Source organism: Shewanella eurypsychrophilus (genome assembly GCF_007004545.3).
In the GTDB taxonomy this organism is placed as follows: Bacteria; Pseudomonadota; Gammaproteobacteria; order Enterobacterales; family Shewanellaceae; genus Shewanella; species Shewanella eurypsychrophilus.
Genome location: NZ_CP045503.2, coordinates 3011682 through 3031203 on the forward strand (window position 1 = coordinate 3011682; position 19522 = coordinate 3031203).

At 43.6% G+C, this 19522-nt stretch carries 15 protein-coding genes and 1 riboswitch; of the genes, 4 read left to right on the forward strand and 11 right to left on the reverse strand.

What is annotated here, in order from left to right; genetic code table 11:
- Positions 1–47: 47 nt before the first annotated feature.
- Positions 48–2213 carry a malate synthase G gene (locus FM038_RS12725; protein WP_142871280.1) on the reverse strand — a complete coding sequence of 722 codons (2166 nt, stop codon included), beginning with the start codon at positions 2211–2213 and terminating at the stop codon, positions 48–50.
- A 243-nt stretch (positions 2214–2456) separates the two neighbouring features.
- Positions 2457–3401: a LysR family transcriptional regulator gene (locus FM038_RS12730; RefSeq protein WP_142871281.1), complete on the reverse strand. Its 945-nt coding sequence runs from the start codon at positions 3399–3401 to the stop codon at positions 2457–2459.
- 113 nt (positions 3402–3514) lie between these two features.
- On the opposite strand from FM038_RS12730, the gene FM038_RS12735 reads away from it, so the two are divergent.
- Positions 3515–5098, forward strand: coding sequence for an isocitrate lyase (locus FM038_RS12735; RefSeq protein WP_142871282.1), 1584 nt, complete (start codon positions 3515–3517; stop codon positions 5096–5098).
- 149 nt (positions 5099–5247) lie between these two features.
- Here the strand turns inward: FM038_RS12735 and FM038_RS12740 are convergent, their stop codons facing one another.
- The 6 genes from FM038_RS12740 to FM038_RS12765 all read right to left on the reverse strand — a co-directional run bounded on the left by FM038_RS12740 (position 5248) and on the right by FM038_RS12765 (position 13147).
- Positions 5248–6258, reverse strand: coding sequence for a GGGtGRT protein (locus FM038_RS12740; protein ID WP_142871283.1), 1011 nt, complete (start codon positions 6256–6258; stop codon positions 5248–5250).
- Between the two features lie 9 nt (positions 6259–6267).
- A complete protein-coding gene (locus FM038_RS12745; RefSeq protein WP_142871284.1) occupies positions 6268–6960 on the reverse strand; it encodes an iron-sulfur cluster assembly scaffold protein in 693 nt (230 codons plus the stop codon).
- An 89-nt stretch (positions 6961–7049) separates the two neighbouring features.
- Positions 7050–7131: riboswitch (Fluoride riboswitch) on the reverse strand.
- Between the two features lie 202 nt (positions 7132–7333).
- A complete protein-coding gene (locus FM038_RS12750) occupies positions 7334–7882 on the reverse strand; it encodes a GDYXXLXY domain-containing protein (protein WP_142871285.1) in 549 nt (182 codons plus the stop codon).
- Complete coding sequence (locus tag FM038_RS12755; protein WP_142871286.1) at positions 7872–9197, reverse strand: DUF2157 domain-containing protein; 1326 nt, start codon at positions 9195–9197, stop codon at positions 7872–7874. Before FM038_RS12755 ends, FM038_RS12750 begins: the two co-directional genes overlap by 11 nt.
- A 132-nt stretch (positions 9198–9329) precedes the next feature.
- A complete protein-coding gene (locus tag FM038_RS12760; protein WP_142871287.1) occupies positions 9330–11381 on the reverse strand; it encodes a S9 family peptidase in 2052 nt (683 codons plus the stop codon).
- Positions 11382–11614: 233 nt separating this feature from the next.
- Positions 11615–13147, reverse strand: a complete 1533-nt coding sequence (locus FM038_RS12765) for a fumarate hydratase (protein ID WP_142871288.1) — start codon at positions 13145–13147, stop codon at positions 11615–11617.
- Positions 13148–13269: 122 nt separating this feature from the next.
- On the opposite strand from FM038_RS12765, the gene pabB reads away from it, so the two are divergent.
- Together pabB and FM038_RS12775 are read left to right on the forward strand one after the other, a co-directional pair.
- Entirely contained in the window at positions 13270–14682 is a 1413-nt protein-coding gene (gene pabB / locus FM038_RS12770; RefSeq protein ID WP_142871289.1) for an aminodeoxychorismate synthase component I, read from the forward strand.
- A 99-nt stretch (positions 14683–14781) separates the two neighbouring features.
- On the forward strand, positions 14782–15357 hold the full coding sequence (locus tag FM038_RS12775; protein WP_142871290.1) for a CoA pyrophosphatase: 576 nt from the start codon (positions 14782–14784) through the stop codon (positions 15355–15357).
- On the opposite strand, the gene FM038_RS12780 is transcribed toward FM038_RS12775, so the two are convergent.
- Positions 15340–15675 (reverse strand): hypothetical protein, encoded by a 336-nt coding sequence (locus FM038_RS12780; protein WP_142871291.1) that lies wholly within the window; start codon positions 15673–15675, stop codon positions 15340–15342. The two genes, FM038_RS12775 and FM038_RS12780, sit on opposite strands and share 18 nt — an antisense overlap.
- Before the next feature lie 260 nt (positions 15676–15935).
- Between FM038_RS12780 and asnS the strand changes: the two genes are divergently transcribed.
- Complete coding sequence (gene asnS / locus FM038_RS12785; RefSeq protein WP_142871292.1) at positions 15936–17336, forward strand: asparagine--tRNA ligase; 1401 nt, start codon at positions 15936–15938, stop codon at positions 17334–17336.
- A 144-nt stretch (positions 17337–17480) separates the two neighbouring features.
- Here the strand turns inward: asnS and FM038_RS12790 are convergent, their stop codons facing one another.
- Together FM038_RS12790 and FM038_RS12795 are read right to left on the reverse strand one after the other, a co-directional pair.
- A complete protein-coding gene (locus FM038_RS12790) occupies positions 17481–18518 on the reverse strand; it encodes a tetratricopeptide repeat protein (RefSeq protein WP_142871293.1) in 1038 nt (345 codons plus the stop codon).
- Positions 18519–18551: 33 nt separating this feature from the next.
- Positions 18552–19520 carry a type II secretion system F family protein gene (locus FM038_RS12795; protein WP_195873009.1) on the reverse strand — a complete coding sequence of 323 codons (969 nt, stop codon included), beginning with the start codon at positions 19518–19520 and terminating at the stop codon, positions 18552–18554.
- Between the last annotated feature and the right edge of the window lie 2 nt (positions 19521–19522).

The window sequence follows — 19522 nt, forward strand, 5'->3', positions numbered from 1 at the left end:
CATTGGTATTATCTACACCGACATATCGTTAACCTTATTGCAGTTTTCTACAGGCTCTCCGCCTTTTTCTGGATCCGATATGCGTGTAATAAAGGTTCGGTATAACCTGATGGTTGATCTTTGCCTTTAAAAATTAAATCGCAAGCTGCTTTAAATGCAATCCCCTCAAATGAAGGTCCCATATTGCTATAACTTGTATCGTGTGCATTTTGGCTATCAACCACCTTCGCCATACGCTTTAATGATTCCATCACCTGCTCAGTCGTACAAACCCCATGGATTAACCAGTTACAGATATATTGCGATGATATTCTCAAAGTTGCTCTGTCTTCCATCAAGCCAATATTGTTGATATCAGGTACTTTAGAGCAGCCAACCCCACTGTCAATCCAACGGACGACATAGCCCAAGATTCCTTGAGCATTATTATCGAGATCACGCTGGACTTGCTCATCAGTTAAATCACCAGTCAATAGCGGGATTGAAAGAATATCATCCAGCTTTGCATGGGCTCGACTCAGTAACTCTTGCTGTTTTTGAGCCACATTAAGTTGATGGTAATGTGTTGAGTGTAAAACGGCACCATTAGGAGAAGGAACCCAGGCAGTATTAGCCCCTGACTTTGGATGGCCTATTTTTTGCTCAAGCATGGCAGCCATCTCATCGGGCATAGCCCACATCCCTTTACCGATCTGGGCGCGTCCCGGTAAACCACACGCTAAGCCAACATCTACGTTCCAATCTTCATACGCTTTTATCCAGGCTTGTTGCTTCATCTCAGATTTAGGCACGAACGCACCCGCTAACATAGAGGTATGTAGCTCATCACCGGTTCTATCTAGAAAGCCAGTATTAATGAATACCACTCTATTTTTAGCGACTCGAATACATTCTTTTAAGTTAACTGTCGTTCTACGCTCTTCATCCATGATCCCCAGCTTGATAGTATCTCTAGAAAGGCTAAAAGCATCTTCTATTCGGCTAAATAGCTCAACGGTAAACGCTACCTCTTCTGGACCATGCATTTTAGGTTTCACGATATTGATCGATCCAGCTCGGCTATTTGTACGATTATTCTTGTTGCCTTTAAGATCATGAATCGCAGCCAATACCGTCACCATGCCGTCCAAGATACCTTCTGGGATCTCACTGCCATCTTTATCCAGTATGGCTTCATTTGTCATTAAATGACCCACATTGCGCACAAACAATAAGCTGCGACCGGGTAAAGACATTTCCCTGCCCTCGGCGGAAAGATATCGGCGATCATCGTTCAGTGTTCGGGTGATTGACTTGCCCCCTTTTGAAATGGTTGCAGTCAAGTCTCCCTTCATTAAACCAAGCCAGTTGCGGTACACTTCGCATTTATCTTCTGCATCAACTGCAGCCACTGAATCCTCACAGTCCATAATGGTCGTGACGGCAGCTTCCACAAGCAAGTCTTTAACTCCAGCTGGATCAGTCTTGCCTATGGAGTGTTTTCTGTCTATTTGGATCTCGACATGAAGGCCATTGTTTTTCAATAAAATCGAGCTGGGCGATTGTTCACAGCCAATATAACCAACAAATTTATCACTCTGCTGTAGCTGAGTATCTGTACCGTCATTGAGTGTCACAAGCAGTGATTGATCAGATACTTGATAATGAGCCACTTCACTGTGGCTACCAATAACTAAAGGCGCAAGCTGATCCAGATGCCTTTTGGCAAAGGCAACCACCTTGCTGCCACGAATAGGGTTAAAGCAGGTGCCAATCTCAGCACCACCATCTTCACTGATGGCATTGGTACCATAAAGTGCATCATAAAGGCTGCCCCAACGTGCGTTAGCGGCATTTAAGGCAAAACGGGCATTTTTTACTGGAACAACCAGCTGTGGCCCCGCTTGCTCGGCAATTTCGGCATCAACATTTTCGGTTTCAATCTTAAATGGCGCGCCTTCAGGCACCAAATAACCTATCTGTTCAAGAAACTGACGATAAGCCTTTGGTTCGTGCTCAGGGTGAGAAAGATGCCAATCGTCTATTGTTTGTTGTAACGTCTCACGTTTTTCAAGCAAAGCTCTATTTTTGGGGATCAGATCATCCATGATAGATTCAAGTTTGCCCCAAAACTTGTCTGATGATATCCCTGTACCAGGAATAATCTGCTCGTTGATCAATTGAAACAGAGACGACGCAACCTGTAAATTGCCAACCTGAATTCGTGATGTCATAGTTATTCCTTTAGATAGATATCTGTAACAAGATTGATTTTGCCTGCCGCTAATTGTTACTTCAAAACTTTCACCAACGCATGCTGGATCATCCATTGGTATTAACATTTACGATATAGAGGCCTCTGTGAGTTTATCTAGCCTTTTTGTATATCACTAATTTATCGTAGTTATAACTATCATTCACCGAAGTTATACCAATGCTCAAGTTCAAGCTTGAGATTACTCAATACACTGAGATCATTAAAATCTATCAATAATTTTGGCCGTTTCAGTGATTAATTCACGCATCCATCTGTGAGCAGGATTATGTTGCAATAGAGGACTCCACGCCATGGTCAGCTCAATAGGCGGAATATCAAAGGGCGGCGTCACAATACTCACTCGGGTATTATCTTGTTGCAACCGAGCCATTTTAGTCGGCACGGTTGCGATTAAGTCTTGTCTCTCTGCCAAAGAGCTCGCGGCTTGATAATTACGGGTAAACACAGTGATCCGACGCTTAGCATCTAACCTGGCTAAGGCTTCATCAACCCAACCTAGGCGCTGAACATCATCTGGATCCATCCCGACACCCACTCCCATGCCAGTTTTACTCACCCAGACATGATGAGATTCGAGGTAGGAGTCTAAGTTAAAGTCTTTCAATACCGGGTGGGTTCGATTTATCAAGCAACTAAACGTATCTCGCCATAACACTTTTTGATGAAATGACTGCGGAATATTATCGAAGCGGTTAATTGCCATATCGACTCTTCCTTGTTCCACATCAGAGAAGTTTACGTCGCTAGGCGTCATGATATCTAAAATGACTTTAGGCGCTTCATTTCTTAATCTAGCTATTAGTAGTGGAATTAATGTGGATTCGGCATAGTCTGATGCCATCATACGAAACACCTGCTCACTCTCGAGCGCATTAAACTCCGCTTTTGGCTGTACCGCCTTCTCTAGACCGATTAATAGCTCACTAATAACGGGCTTTAATTCACTAGCACGCTCCGTGGGAGTCATTCCCTTACTTGTTCGTATAAGTAGTGGGTCGTTAAACAAAATTCTTAGTCTTTTAAGGCCATTACTCATGGCTGGTTGGCTGATCCCAAGTTGATCTGCTGCCCGAGTCACATTTAATTCTCTAAGCAAAACATCAAAATAAACCAGTAAATTCAGATCAATACGAGATATATTCATAAGATAAATACCGAAGATAAATACTATAAATTAGACTTATTTGACTCGATGTTACTATTATTTTTAACGGAAGCAATCGTTATTAAACACATTTTGTTAGGAAGGGACTTACCATGTCGAATTACAGAACAGATATTGATACAGCAGCAACCCTAATTGAGAAAGAAGGTAGCGCCTGGAATGCAATCAACCCAGAGTCTGTTGCTCGTATGCGTGCTCAGAATCAATTTAAGACGGGTTTAGACATTGCTAAGTACACAGCTAAGATTATGCGTGAAGACATGGATAACTATGATGCAGACAGCTCACAGTACACCCAGTCTTTAGGTTGCTGGCACGGTTTCATCGGTCAACAAAAAATGATTGCGATTAAGAAGCATCTTTTAACTACGAAACGACGTTACCTCTATCTTTCGGGTTGGATGGTTGCCGCCCTTCGCAGTGAGTTCGGTCCTCTGCCTGACCAGTCAATGCACGAGAAAACATCTGTAGCAAGTTTGATTGCTGAACTATATACCTTCCTTCGCCAAGCCGATGCCCGTGAGCTCGGTGGCCTATTTCGTGATTTGGACAACGCAGAAAGTGCTGACAAAGCCGCTATCCAAGATAAAATTGATAATTTCGAGACTCACGTAGTACCTATCATTGCCGATATCGATGCAGGTTTTGGCAACGAAGAAGCCACTTACCTGATGGCTAAGCAGATGATTGAAGCCGGTGCTTGTTGTATTCAGCTTGAAAACCAAGTATCTGATGTTAAGCAATGTGGACATCAAGACGGCAAGGTGACGGTGCCACATGTCGAGTTTTTGGCTAAAATCAATGCTGTACGTTACGCCTTCTTAGAACTTGGTATCGATGACGGTGTGATTGTTGCTCGTACAGATTCACTCGGTGCTGGCCTCACACAAAAGATTGCGGTGACTTCAGAGCCGGGTGACTTGGGTGACAAGTACAACTCGTTCATCGAAGTGGAAGAGGTTTCTACTGATAACTTATCAAACGGTGACGTGGTCTTTAAACGTGGTGACAAACTTGTCAAGCCATCTCGACTACCCAACGGCCTGTTTAAGTTCCGCGCAGGTACAGGTGAAGAGCGTTGTGTGCTCGACTGTATCACCAGTCTTCAAAACGGCGCCGACTTATTGTGGATTGAAACAGAGAAGCCTCACGTGGCTCAGATTGGCGCTATGGTCAATGCTATCCGTGAAGTGGTACCTAATGCTAAGCTGGTTTACAACAACTCGCCATCATTTAACTGGACGCTTAACTTCCGTCAACAGATCTTTGATATCATGCAAGAAGCTGGTAATGATATATCAGGTTACGAACGTGCTGACTTGATGAATATCAAGTATGACGAAACTGAACTCGGTATTCAGGCCGATGAGAAAATTCGTACCTTCCAGGCCGACTCAGCCCGTGAAGCCGGTATCTTCCATCATCTGATCACACTACCGACTTACCACACAGCTGCATTATCTACCGACAACTTGGCGAAAGAGTACTTCGGTGATCAAGGTATGCTTGGTTATGTGGCCAATGTTCAGCGCAAAGAGATCCGTCAAGGTATCGCCTGTGTGAAACATCAAAACATGGCAGGTTCTGATATGGGTGATGCTCATAAAGAGTACTTCTCTGGTGATCAGGCGTTGAAGGCGTCGGGTAAAGACAACACCATGAACCAGTTCGGCTAATGCCCTACTAGTCCCCCCTACTGAATCCCACATTCGGGATAGGTAAAACAAAAAGCCGAAGTCATATGACTTCGGTTTTTCTGTTTCAGGAGATGAAAAATAATCCCAATCTATTCATCTGACCTACAAAGCCAAAGTAAAGACTAGTATTACTGAGTTCTTAAACTATACGCCTGTTCGATGGCTACGGCGATTGCCACGCTGGCCCCCACCATAGGGTTATTTCCCATGCCAACCAAACCCATCATCTCAACATGGGCGGGTACCGAGGAAGAACCGGCAAACTGGGCATCACTGTGCATCCTCCCCATAGTATCTGTCATGCCATAGCTGGCAGGACCGGCGCCGACATTATCGGGATGCAGAGTACGTCCGGTTCCGCCGCCTGACGCCACTGAGAAATAAGGCTGTTTCAACAACAGACGCTCTTTCTTGTAAGTGCCGGCCACAGGATGCTGGAAACGGGTGGGGTTAGTCGAATTGCCTGTGATGGAGATATCCACCCCTTCTTTGTGCATGATGGCCACGCCTTCCATCACATCATCAGCGCCATAACAGTTGATCTCTCCACGCACGCCCTGACCAAATCGCTTCTCACGCACCACACTGAGCTCGTCGGTCTCGTAATCAAACCGAGTCTCTACATAGTTAAAGCCATTGATGCGGGCGATAAGATAAGCCGCATCTTTGCCCAGACCATTAAGAATCACCCTTAAAGGCGATTGTCTGACCTTGTTGGCATTCTGGGCTATCTTGATGGCCCCTTCTGCTGCAGCAAAGGATTCATGGCCCGCGAGGAAACAGAAACACTGGGACTGTTCGGACAAGAGGCGTGAGGCAAGATTACCGTGGCCCAAACCTACTTTCCTCTGCTCGGCTACTGAGCCTGGAATGGTAAAAGCCTGCAAGCCTTCTCCAATGGCATTTGCCGCCTCACAGGCCTTAAACTTCTGCTGTTTTATGGCAATAGCGGCCCCTAAGGTGTAAGCCCAAGCCGCATCATCGAAGGCGATGGTTTGTGTCTCTTTGACTATGTCGAAGGGATCGAAGCCATGCTTGTTACACAAGTCACGACTGTTAGTCAGGCTCTCGAGGCCATACATATCTAATATCTGCTGAATACGTGGCATACGTTCCACGCTACGTTCAAATTCAATCATGATGCTCCCCTACTGTTTTCTTGGGTTAATGTATGACACGGCTTCATCGAATCGACCGTAATGACTCTTGGCTCTGTCGATGGCTTCATTAGCATCGACGCCATCGGCCACTAATGCCATCATCTTCCCCAGTTGCACATATTCATAACCGATCACCTCAGTGTCTTCATCCAGCGCCATTCGAGTAATGTATCCTTCGGCAAGCTCCAGATAACGAACTCCCTTGGCCCGGGTACCATAGGTGGTCCCCACTTGAGAGCGCAGCCCTTTGCCCAAATCTTCCAGTCCCGCTCCGATAGGCAAACCGCCCTTGGAGAATGCGGTCTGACTGCGCCCATAGGCCATCTGTAGAAATAGCTCGCGCATGGCCACATTGATGGCGTCACACACAAGATCGGTATTCATGGCTTCGAGTAAGGTCTTGCCTGTCATGATCTCAGAGGCCATGGCGGCGGAATGTGTCATGCCAGAGCAGCCAACGGTCTCTATCAAACACTCTTCGATGATGCCGTCTTTTACATTGAGGGTCAGTTTTGCCGCACCTTGTTGTGGCGCACATGTCCCGACACCATGGGTGACACCTGAGATATGGCTGACTTCTGTGACGTGGATAAAGTTGCCCTCTATGGGGACGGGGGCATTAGCATGATTGGGTCCTCTTGCTATAGGACACATATTTTGAATTTCGGTGGAATATTTCATAGCAGTCTCTTCGCTTGAGTGGCTAGGAAGACCGTTGTGGAAGGAAATTGATACAGCTGTGCCCGACCTCTAACGATCTTAATTCGTTATAAATGCCAGGAGTCATCAGCCCAGAAGGCGGTTTAATATCAGTCCATTGATATAGAGTAGAACCCCATTACCTAATAATTAAGCTACTCGCTTTTTACCATAAAACCAGAGGTGTTTTCACTCAATCCTTATTTTGTGAGTCATGTATCAAAATAAATTAATGGCTTGGGTGTTTATCCATGTTGGCACGATTTAAGCCATAACTATAGATAGTGATAAAATAGTGATAAAATAACCAGAACAATAACACCCCGGAACTGAGTTCCGGGATGAGTCAATTATCTCAACAAGCATCACCTTGGCAGACAAATTCCTGCACACGGGCTTTACCGCTTCCCGACACAAAGATACGCATCAATGCTCCTTCCCTTAGGGTTTCTTGTGCTAAAAGCGCTTTTTCTTTGGGCATAAAAAATGCTTCTATACCGTACTCGATAGATAAGCTGTTACCGTAATTAGCCCTCACCCTTCCCCGTATAAACAACCCTGTTACCGGTTTGACCTTGGAGATACTTTGAAAGCCCCAATGGCTCAGTTCTTCTTTGACACTGACATACACGACACTGCCGAGCTTATATTCACTGGCATTATCACTCTCAACTTGACTGATATCATAACTAAGCCGCACAAAATTACCTCGAAACAAGCTTCTGGGATCATAAGGCTGGGTTTTGAGTATGATTGGGGCGCCGGTCCAAATCGGCCAGACTGAGCCCAAATACTCTACCACTAGCACCGAAAGCTGAAGAGTGATCGCGACGATGAGTCCTATCTTAAAGGTATGACTCTGATACCAGACTGTATCTTGCACTAGACCTGAATTAAGCTTCATTCGTTCGCCCTCCAGGCTCTGTTTGCCCGCGTAATCGCCAATATCTGGCAGCCAGCATCATGATAGACGCGGCAATCAGAAACAGCAGCGCACCGCCGAGATAATCACCGATAAGATCGAAATATCGCACAAATGCCGTCGCTAACAACACCGCGACTCCGGTATAAAAGTATTGGGTTTCGTCTTGCTCTATGCCCCGCCTAATCAAACTTATGCCCTGCACCAGCAATAAAAAATTGATAGTGACAGCGGCAATCATATCGCCGCTGCTAAAGTAGGCTTGAACAATGAAACAAATACTGAAGCAAAGGCTAAAAAGTACAGCGGGCATCGAGGCATATCGGCCATTTTTAGCAGACAACCTCCATGAAAGCACGCCGCCCATAATCAATGCTGCAATACTCAATACCTGAGTAATATCACTTTCTGATGAGTATTCGTACCAGACACCTTCAAAACTGAGTATGAGCAGAGTCACTACTGACGCTCTTAAGAGCCAAAGATGCAACACGAGTCCATACTCTCGCCATGTAGGATTCATGGTGCGCATCAATGCCCAAGCCAGTCCATTGAGTACTAACCCAAGCGCGAGAGAGAACGGCAGCAAGTCGCCAAAGGGCTCATAATGAATGCCGCTGCCCATCAGCCAAGCCAATGCTAAGTTAAGCCAAACCAGCAGTGCAAACAGACTAAAGACAAATATTATGGGAGTTGAGCGGCAAAATAGCGCAATAAATAGAGCCGATAAGAGAAAGACAGGATAACTCGCGGGGAAAAATGCTTCACCTACCTCTACGCACAGCCAGATTGTCGCAAGCGCGAGCATCAGTAATGACAGCAAACGGCTTCGGGTTAATAGCGCTACGGGCAACACCCCTAACGCCCACCAATATATACCATCTGGATAATGCTCACCTAAGTGATAAATTTGCGCAATCAGCATAATACTGGTGCCATAGGATATGGCCCCAAAAAACAACCAAATATTTGCGGCCTGATACCGGTTAGTCAGATACAAACGAAAACCAAATAGGTTAGTGGTGGCAGTCAATAAGATTAAGGCGCCGGTTTTAACTAAGCTTGGGATCTCATCCCAGTTATGAGAAATGATTAATATAAGGGCCAGCCCGATAAATAAGCTGCCTAATGCCATCAAGAGATAATAACCAAAGCTGGTTTTATTGGTGTCATTTTCCAAGGACTCACCATACTTAGCTAAAATAGCTTGGCCTTGCTCATGGGTGATGAGTTTTTCATCTACCCAGCCTCTGGTTTCTTGTGCTAAATCTTTCTTTAATAATTGTATCAGCCGCATGCGTCACTCCTTTGGGCATTAGGACTTGAAAACGATATACACTTTATCGAGTTTATACAAAAATCATCGACAAAAAAGGCCAGATAAATATCTGACCTTTTCATCTAACCATACTAAGCGGAAAATTACAGGTTACTTTTTAGTCCAGCGGTCCATCCAACCCAAGACATTGGCGTACCATTGTTCCAGGTTATCAGGATTGAGGATCCAATGATTCTCTTCCGGATAAATCAGCAACTCAGATGGAATGCCTTTTCTTTGCATAAAGGTAAACGCAGCAAGACCTTGACCATAAGGAACACGGAAATCTTTTTCACCATGGATCACCAACATAGGCGTCTTCCAGTTCTCAACGTAATTCACTGGATTAAATTTCTCATATAGCGCTTTATTTTCGTCGTAAGTACCACCGAACTCATACTCTGGGAACCAAAGCTCTTCGGTCACATAGTACATAGAACGCATATCAAACAAACCAGCGTGATTAACCAGACAGTTAAACCCATCGCTCCAATTACCTTGGATCCAGTTCATCATGTAGCCGCCGTATGAACCTCCTAGTGCACAAGTACGGTTAGGATCTAACCACTTTTGCTGCTGAGTGACAGCATCAAGGCCTTTTTGCAAGTCTTCAAGCGGCTTCCCACCCCAATCTTGTGTGATTGAGTCGGTAAATGCCTGACCATAGCCAGTAGAACCATGAAAATCGATCATCACTACGCCATATCCGGCACCAGCCCATAATTGAGCGTTCCAGCGACTGCTAAAAGAGTTGCCAAATGAACCTTGTGGGCCACCGTGAACTAAGAAAGCGATCGGGTATTTGGTCCCGGCTTTATAGTTGGACGGTTTAATCCAATAGCCATGAACTTCTTCGTTATTCCAGCCCTTGAAACTAAATTGTTCAAACTCACCGAACTTGATTTTTGCCAACTTTTCACTGTTAACATCGGTCAGTTTTTGCAGACCTTGACCGTCAAAGTTGATTGAGTGCAGATCGCCAGGTTGAACGAGACTCTTATGGTTAAAGATAATCTTGTCATTACTGATCCCTACGATGCTGTTACTGCCATCATTGAATACCGTTTTAACATCACCAAATTGCGTATTCACCTCAAAGACCGTGACTTGGCCTACATCTTGAGCCGTGACATATAAAGTACGGTTATCTTTACCAAATGTTAGAGAACTTGCACTTCGATCCCATAGTGGCGCGACCTCTTTTTCCTGACCGGTGACAGTATCGCGTAGCATAATGCGGTATCTGTCAGCTTCAAAACCTGGCTTTTTCATGGCGAGATAAGCAAGGTAGCGACCATCGGCAGAAAATGTTGGGTGAGCATCCCAAGCCTTATTAGTCTCAGTCAGATTGGTGGCTTCACCACCAGTAACAGGCACTTGCCATAAATCATAATTAGTGATCCATGCTTGATCTTTACTCGGCGCTTTAGCACTGTAAACAACATGTTTACCATCAGGTGTGAAAGTCACCTCTTCCATGCCAGAGAATGGCTTAGGCGGGGTTTCTGTATCAAGGCCTGCTGTAACATCGACAGCGTCAATGATCTTTTCACCATTTAACTGAGCAACAAATAGGTGACTTCTTGAATGATCACTCCATGTATCCCAATGTCTGACCATTAGCTGCTTATATTCACGTCCAGTAGACTTACGTTCAGCTTCTGCAGTGAATTTATCTTTTGAACATTGCAGGTCCTGACAATCTGGGAATACCCGCATATTCAAGACGACTTGGGTGCCATCTTGAGACAATTTGAAGCCTTCTATATCGAGTGGCAATTGTGAAACCTGTTTGGCTTCACCGCCATTCAATGGAAGTTGATATAGCTGACTCGAACCATCGCGGCTCGCTAAGAAAAATACAGACTGATCGTCAGCTGAAAACACGGCGCTATGTTCAGTGCCTGCTGCATAAGTCAGTTGTTTCGCTTTGCTAGCAGCTTGGGATAGATCTTGAATATACAGATCTGAATTTGCCTTGCCTGCTTCATCAAATTTTTTGATTGCATAAACAAGTTTATGACCATCATTTGATAAACTTGCCGAGTGTAACCTGTTGATTTTAACTAGGTCCTGGACCTTAAAAGGCTGTAGAGATGAGGCCTGAGCCGATAAGATGACTCCGGTACTCGCCATAGCAAGTATGATTGCAGTTTTTTTCATTGTTATTATCATCATTAGTGATTTCACATTAAATCAGCCAGATAAAGCACGATAATTAAGCATCCATTATCGTGTGGATTATTGGTTATTATTAGCGAAATTATTGTCAGTGCATCCATGCAAACCTGAGTCTATACAAATGTATAAACACGAATAAACGAACACTATCCAAAAAGTTTGGATTAGGCAAGCAACCTAAACCAAACTTTATACAGACAAAAATTATCAGTGAGTTATTTTACGTTAATTTTCCACATAGCCGGTCCAGTTTCATGGGCATTAACGCCCTCTGAATCAACCGCTACGGTTACTGGCATATCTTTAACATCAAATTCATAGATAGCTTCCATACCTAAGTCTGCAAAGGCAACGACTCGTGATTTTTTAATGGCCTTAGACACCAAGTATGCAGCGCCACCGACAGCCATAAGATAGACGGCTTTATGCTTCTTAATAGACTCAACAGTCGCTGGACCACGCTCAGCTTTACCTATCATGCCCATCAAACCCGTTTTTTCGAGCATCAAGTCAGTGAACTTATCCATACGTGTTGCTGTTGTCGGGCCTGCAGGTCCAACGACCTCATTACCAACTGGATCAACGGGTCCAACGTAATAGATGAACTTACCGGTAAAGTCGACACCTTCTGGTAGGCCTTCACCACTTTCAATTAATGTCTGAATACGCTTATGGGCAGCGTCACGGCCAGTTAACATTTTTCCATTGAGCAGTAGCGTATCACCGCTCTTCCACGTTTCAATTTCTGCTTGAGTGACTTTATCTAGATCGACGCGATGGGTGTTCTCTCCCGCTTCACGAGTGATCACAGGCCAATCGTCTAGAGAAGGCGGGACTAAGTCAGCAGGTCCAGTGCCATCTAAATGGAAGTGAACGTGGCGTGTCGCCGCACAGTTAGGGATCATAACGACAGGCTTTGAGGCTGCATGAGTTGGAACCGACTTGATTTTCACATCCAGCACAGTGGTTAAGCCACCAAGCCCTTGAGCACCTATGCCTAAGTTGTTTGAACGTTCGAAAATATCAAGACGTAACTTTTCTTCGGCTGTGTCAGCGCCTTTTTGCTGAAGTTCATGGATATTGACCGGATCCATTAACGATTCTTTAGCTAATACCGCCGCTTTTTCAGCGGTACCGCCGATACCAATACCAAGCATTCCTGGTGGACACCAGCCTGCGCCCATAGTAGGTAATGTTCTCTCTACCCAAGCGGCGATATCATCAGAAGGGTTAAGCATCGCCATCTTAGATTTATTTTCAGAACCACCGCCCTTAGCAGCGATAGCAACCTCTATGTGATTGCCTGGTATCATATCGATGTGGACCACAGATGGCGTGTTATCTTTGGTATTTTTACGTGCCCCGGCTGGATCTGCGACTATAGATGCACGCAGTGGATTGTCTGGATTAAGATAGGCTTGTCTCACGCCCTCATCGACCATCTGCTGAATGGTCATATCAGTTTTATCCCACTTAACAGCCATACCGACCTTGACGAAACAGGTCACGATCCCCGTATCCTGACAAAGTGGTCTTTTCCCTTCGGCAGACATGCGTGAATTAATTAATATCTGTGCGATAGCATCTTTTGCTGCTGCACTTTCTTCACGCTCATAGGCTTGCGTCATTGCATCAACGAAATCCTTAGGATGATAGTAAGAGATATATTGTAGGGAATCGGCTACGCTCTCGATGAGATCGGCTTGTTTAATGACTACTTCTTTACTCACAATCACTTCCTTATACATGACATAGGGATACTTTTTCGCCAGTCGTGACGTCTGTATCTGTTTTTATTAATGCTAGCTTTTAGATATGATACTCTTTCGCAAGAATTAGGGGAACATCACATTTTAGATAAGGTTAATCGATGAGTTTATCGACGCTGCAGGACACTTCAATACTGCATCTGGATTGGAAATACACAGCATCAGAGCTTTTTGCACCCTTCTCACAGCAAGCCTGGTCTATGCTTCTCACCTCAGCTGATACCAACCACAGTGATAGCCGATATGACATTATTTGTGTTGCTCCAGTCGCAAGTTTAGTCACCCAAGATGACACGACTTCAATCTGTTACTATGACAATCACGATAATAAACCGGTATGTACCGATTTAAGACAAAGCCAAGTAAACCCATTCGATTTAATCTCTCAAGAAATTAACCGTTTCTTTCCCGTCTCAAAAGCATCCAGTTTACCTTTCTCTGGTGGTGCTATGGGCAGTTTCAGCTATGATCTGGCACGCTTGGTGGAAAAGCTACCCACTCTCGCCGAGGAAGATATCGATTTACCTCAAATGAACATAGGTATTTATACTTGGGCATTGGTATTTGATCGACAACTCAAACTCTGGAGTCTGGTTCATTATGGTTCAAAAGATGATGCCAAATCTGCCTTAGCTTGGGTTGAGTCTGTCTTATCAGCAACTGAACCATCGACAGCAGAACCATTTGAGCTCACGTCTACATGGCAAGCACAAATAACAAAATCACAATACATTGAAAAGTTTGATCGTATTCAGACTTACCTTAACAGTGGGGATTGTTACCAAATCAATCTCACTCAACGTTTCAGCGCCAGTTACAATGGCGATGAGTGGCACGCTTTCTTAAAACTCAGCAAAGAAAATAAAGCACCTTACTCGGCATTTATTCGTTTACCTGAGGCGGCACTAATCTCAATTTCCCCTGAGCGATTTATTCAATTAAGGGGGCAGGATATACAGACAAAACCAATAAAAGGCACTAAGCCAAGATTTTCGGATGCAGGGTTAGATATAGCCTCTGCTGAGCAGTTGCTAAATTCAGAAAAAGATCGCGCCGAAAACCTGATGATTGTCGATCTATTAAGAAACGATCTTGGCAAAGTGGCGAAGCCCGGCTCTGTAAAGGTGCCACACCTATTTAAAGTTGAAAGCTTCCCTGCGGTGCATCATCTAGTCAGTACCGTGACAGCCAAGCTAGATAACCAATACCATGCGACAGATCTTTTAAAAGCGAGTTTCCCTGGCGGTTCAATTACAGGGGCACCCAAAATAAGGGCAATGGAGATTATTGAAGAACTAGAACCATCAAGACGCAGCTTATACTGCGGCTCTATCGGCTACATCAGTCAAGATGGTCAAATGGACACTAGCATTACCATCAGAACGTTAGTCGCAACTAAAGGAGAAATACACTGCTGGGCTGGCGGCGGTATTGTTGCAGACTCTCAAGCTGATGATGAGTATCAGGAGAGTTATGATAAGGTAAGTAAAATCTTGCCGATACTTGAAGGGTAAATATATCACTAAATTCTATTGCTCAACGGTCTGGCGTATATATCAAATATTCTGCCTGAAAGGCATTGTTCACCCATTTCCAACTCGTAGGTTGGTGAAATGCAAATAGAAGAATTTAGAACTCGATATAATTTACTTCAACTTCAGATTGAAAATACCCCGCATATTGAGCGCGAACTTAGACAAGCAGCCGTGTTGATTGCTATTACCCATATCGACAATGAACTTCATGTCATACTTACTCGTCGCCCTACTCACCTTAGGGCACATCCCGGCCAAGTGAGTTTTCCAGGCGGTAAAGTCGAAAATAATGACAATTCAATCATACACACAGCCTTACGTGAAGCAGAAGAAGAGATAGCACTCAATCAGTCAAATGTGGAGGTTGTCGGTCAATATCCTAAAATGAATACCTTTACAGGTTTTGAAATCACCCCTGTCATCGGACTCGTTAAACAAGACTTCACTCCCATATTAGACCCGGGAGAAGTAGACGAAATTTTTACCGTTCCGTTAAGCTATTTATTGAAGTCTAAAAATAGGCATAAAAAAACATTTAAACGCAACGGGCAGATGTACCCAGTGTATTTCATACAATACCAAGATCACTTTATCTGGGGAGCTACCGCAGCAATGATTAATAGCCTCTGCTTGCAACTACAAAATAAATCGTAAGTAGAGCGCCGCTGCTAATGAGCTTAATAATAACAACGGAATGTTAAACCAGTAGCCCATCTTACTGTGGTGGGCAAAGTAATAATTAAACCCTAAACTGACAAAGCTAATTGCCGCACAAGCCCAGATTATGTGTTCAAGTTGTAACGTTGCAAGTGGATCCCATTGCAAGCGTACCGAGGACCCTTTACTTAAATAATAACCAATGGCTCTATCGGGTCTAGCTTTGTCAAAAACCAGCAAAGCATAAACGGCTAATGACCAGCCAGAGATAGAAAGTGCGGCGAGCAATCGCTGAAATATTTTTACTTTTTTCATACTGCCTCACTAACATTTTACCCGTCTGTTTTTTAATCATAACAATTATATATTGTGACTGCCATCATCTGCATTTTGATATTATTTAATAATGAAAGCCTTTCCTCTCAACGGCGAACTGAGTATTTTTCTTATATGGACAATAAAATCCATTCAATCGCGCTAATAGTCGTTGTTTCCCCTTGTTAAACGCCGTCAGCAAGGTAATATGTTCATCCAAAATATTTTTATAAAACGTTTCGTTGGAGAACTAACTAGCAATGAGCATTACATCTGTAGCTTCTGTATTTAAAGGTGAATTTGCGATCGGTTCGCAAGTAACCGTTCGAGGTTGGGTAAGGTCTCGTCGAGATTCCAAAGCTGGTATCTCTTTTCTTGCCGTTTATGATGGTTCTTGTTTCGACCCTATACAGGGCGTAGTGCCAAATAGTTTAAATAATTACAATGACGAAATATTAAAATTAACCACAGGTTGCTCTGTGATTATGACTGGTGAAGTTGTTGAATCTCCTGGTAAAGGTCAGTCTTTTGAACTTCAAGTCACACAAGTTGAAGTTGCAGGTATGGTTGAAGATCCTGATACCTATCCAATGGCTGCTAAGCGTCACTCGATTGAACATTTGAGAGAATTAGCACACTTACGTCCACGTACTAACATCATTGGTGCTGTAGCACGTGTACGTAACAGTCTTTCTCAGGCAATTCATCGCTTCTACCACGAGCAAGGATTTATCTGGGTTTCTACACCGCTTATCACTGCATCAGACGCTGAAGGTGCTGGTGAGATGTTCCGTGTATCCACTTTGGACATGGAAAACCTTCCTCGCACTGATGAAGGCAAAGTGGATTACTCCGAAGACTTTTTCGGTAAAGAATCTTTCCTTACGGTTTCTGGTCAGCTAAATGCAGAAACCTACGCCAGCGCATTATCAAAGGTTTATACTTTTGGTCCTACCTTTCGTGCAGAAAACTCAAATACCAGCCGTCACTTAGCGGAATTCTGGATGGTTGAACCAGAAGTCGCTTTTGCCGATTTAGATGATGTTGCCGGACTCGCTGAGCAGATGCTAAAATTCTGTTTTAAAGCCGTACTTGAAGAACGTCGCGATGATCTCGAATTCTTTGCACAACGTGTTGATAAAACGGTTATTGATCGTCTTGAATCTTTCATAACCAGTGATTTTGCACAAGTTGATTACACTGATGCTGTTGAAATTTTGAAGAACTGTGGTAAAAAGTTTCAATATGACGTTGAGTGGGGTATCGATCTTCAATCAGAACATGAAAGGTATCTGGCTGAAGAGCATTTTAAAGCCCCTGTTGTCGTTAAGAACTACCCGAAAGACATCAAAGCTTTCTATATGCGTCTGAACGATGATGGCAAAACAGTGGCAGCCATGGATGTATTAGCACCTGGTATCGGTGAAATCATTGGTGGTGCTCAACGTGAAGAGCGCTTAGATGTACTCGATGCTCGCCTTGCTGAAATGAACCTAAGCAAAGAAGATTACTGGTGGTACCGTGATTTACGTCGCTATGGCACTGTGCCTCATTCAGGATTCGGTCTGGGCTTCGAACGTCTTGTTTCTTATGTGACAGGCGTTTCAAATATTCGTGATGTGATCCCATTCCCTAGAGCACCTAAATCAGCAAGTTTCTAATTGCTGACTGACGCTTTAATAAAAACGCCCATTCGGGCGTTTTTTTATGTCTTTTACCCATTGGTAATTAAGGGGTGAATATTCATCGAAAATGTAGAGAACCTTGCTACAGATCCAGAGATTAGCGAATTAGGATTAAAACCATTAATGTCGATTTTTGCTCCTAAGCTCCATCGACGCACGCTTTAAGTTTTTTTGAGCTTGTTCAAAATAACTTGGTGAACTATCAATGGCTCGCTGGAATAATTCAATCGCCTGGCTATATTGTCCCTCTAACATTAAAAAATAACCAAGATCATTGAGTGCATCAGCTGGTTCCATAGAATGCTCGAATGTCGTCAATGCTCTGGCGTAAAGTCCTTTTCTTACATAAACCAGCCCTAAGTTTGTCCATCCCCGATCAAAACTAGGATCCTCTTTGATTGCTCGTTTAAGGTATTTCTCAGCTAGGGTAAAGTTACCCGTGAGGTAATATGAATAGCCTAAATTGGTAGTGATAAGCGCTGATCTAGGCTCTCTTTGTAATGCTAGTTGGTAATACTCTCTGGCCATATTATGATCATTATTCATATCCTCAAGGATCGCTAACGCATTGTATATTCGAACTGGCGATGTTTTATCTAAGGGATACAATTGATTGGACATTAATGTATTGCCTTCCTTTCCTAACCGGATCTGATCCAGTTTAATGGCTTCTCCTAAATGTACTCTCGCTTGACTATGCTGCCTTTTGTCCATATTAATTAGCCCAAGACCCGCATGAGACATCATCATCTTTGGATCTATCACTAACGCTTCATTATACGTTAAATAGGCAAGCTGAATATTTCCTTTAATACTATGAATTCTGGCTATGTTATATAAGGTTTGCGCATTTTGGTCGTTAAAATCGATTGCTTGAACATATAGATAGAGTGCTTGGTCTAAATTGCCTGTTTTTTCTTCGCGTTTTGCTCTGGCCAATGCATCTGCTTCGTCTTTTGGCGGGTTAGCTGCAGCAACAGACACCACAGTGTTGCCATCATAAAGATCCTGTCGCGATGGCGGTGTATTATCAATAGCTAATTGCTCATCATCTTGAGTAGAACTACATCCTTGAACTAATAGTAAAATAAACAGGCACATTATGAGAGAAAGGGTACGGCAACCTCTCGCACTGTTACAAGCATTTATATTTATCATCTACACTTCTCCAGTCCTGTTTATTGAGAGGGACTAAAACGCCTGACCCCACACCTTCATCACTTTCAGTACCGCTGGGCCTACGGCCACAATAAAAAATGAAGGCCAGATACAACACATCATAGGAAATATCATTTTAACTGCCAATTTAGCGGCTTGCTCTTCAGCTTCTTGCAAACGTTTATCTCTGTACTCATCAGAAAAAACTCGTAGAGTAGCTGCTATCCCAGTCCCTAAACGGATACTTTGTGAAATCGCTGAATTTAGACCCCGTATATCTTCAAGTCCTGTTCTGTCAGTAAATTCCTCTAATGAAACCTTTACCGTCAATCCAGCCCTGACCTTACTGCAGACTAAATCTAACTCACTAGCAAGACTGGGATGGCTTAAAGCCAACTCATTGGCGACCCTCTGTATGGCGGCTAGCAATCCAAGTCCAGCCTCACAACAGACAACTAACAAATCCAATGCGTCAGGAAACCCACGTCTCAACATTTTCATCCGTCGATTAGCTAAGGTCTGTAACACCATAGAAGGTAATAAAAATGCTCCACCCATTAAGAAAGCGATGATATAAACCGTCATCATTGTCGATAGTTCTGGAAAAAAATTGAGCACAACAACAGATAAACCGGCACCAACAAGAATTAAAATTAATCGAACAGAGCTAAAAATAGATAATGCATTTTCAGAATGCAGGCCGGCATGAATAAGCAGTTTTCGAGTTTCATCATTTGAAAGATTAATTGGAAAATGCTTAGGTGTATGACTAATGCCATGCTCAAGGGTCGCATTAACATCATTTTCAGCACCAAATAGTGGTTCACTTTCCTTATTAATACTTTTTAATCGTTTTCTTAATGGTGAGTAAATACCGCTTATAAGATAAGAGATGGCCATCGCAAACGTAATGCCTGCAATCGCAGCAATCCCATAAATGCCCCATTTTATATTCTCAGGATCATCAAATAATGCCCCGAATAAACCTATTAAATAATCCATAA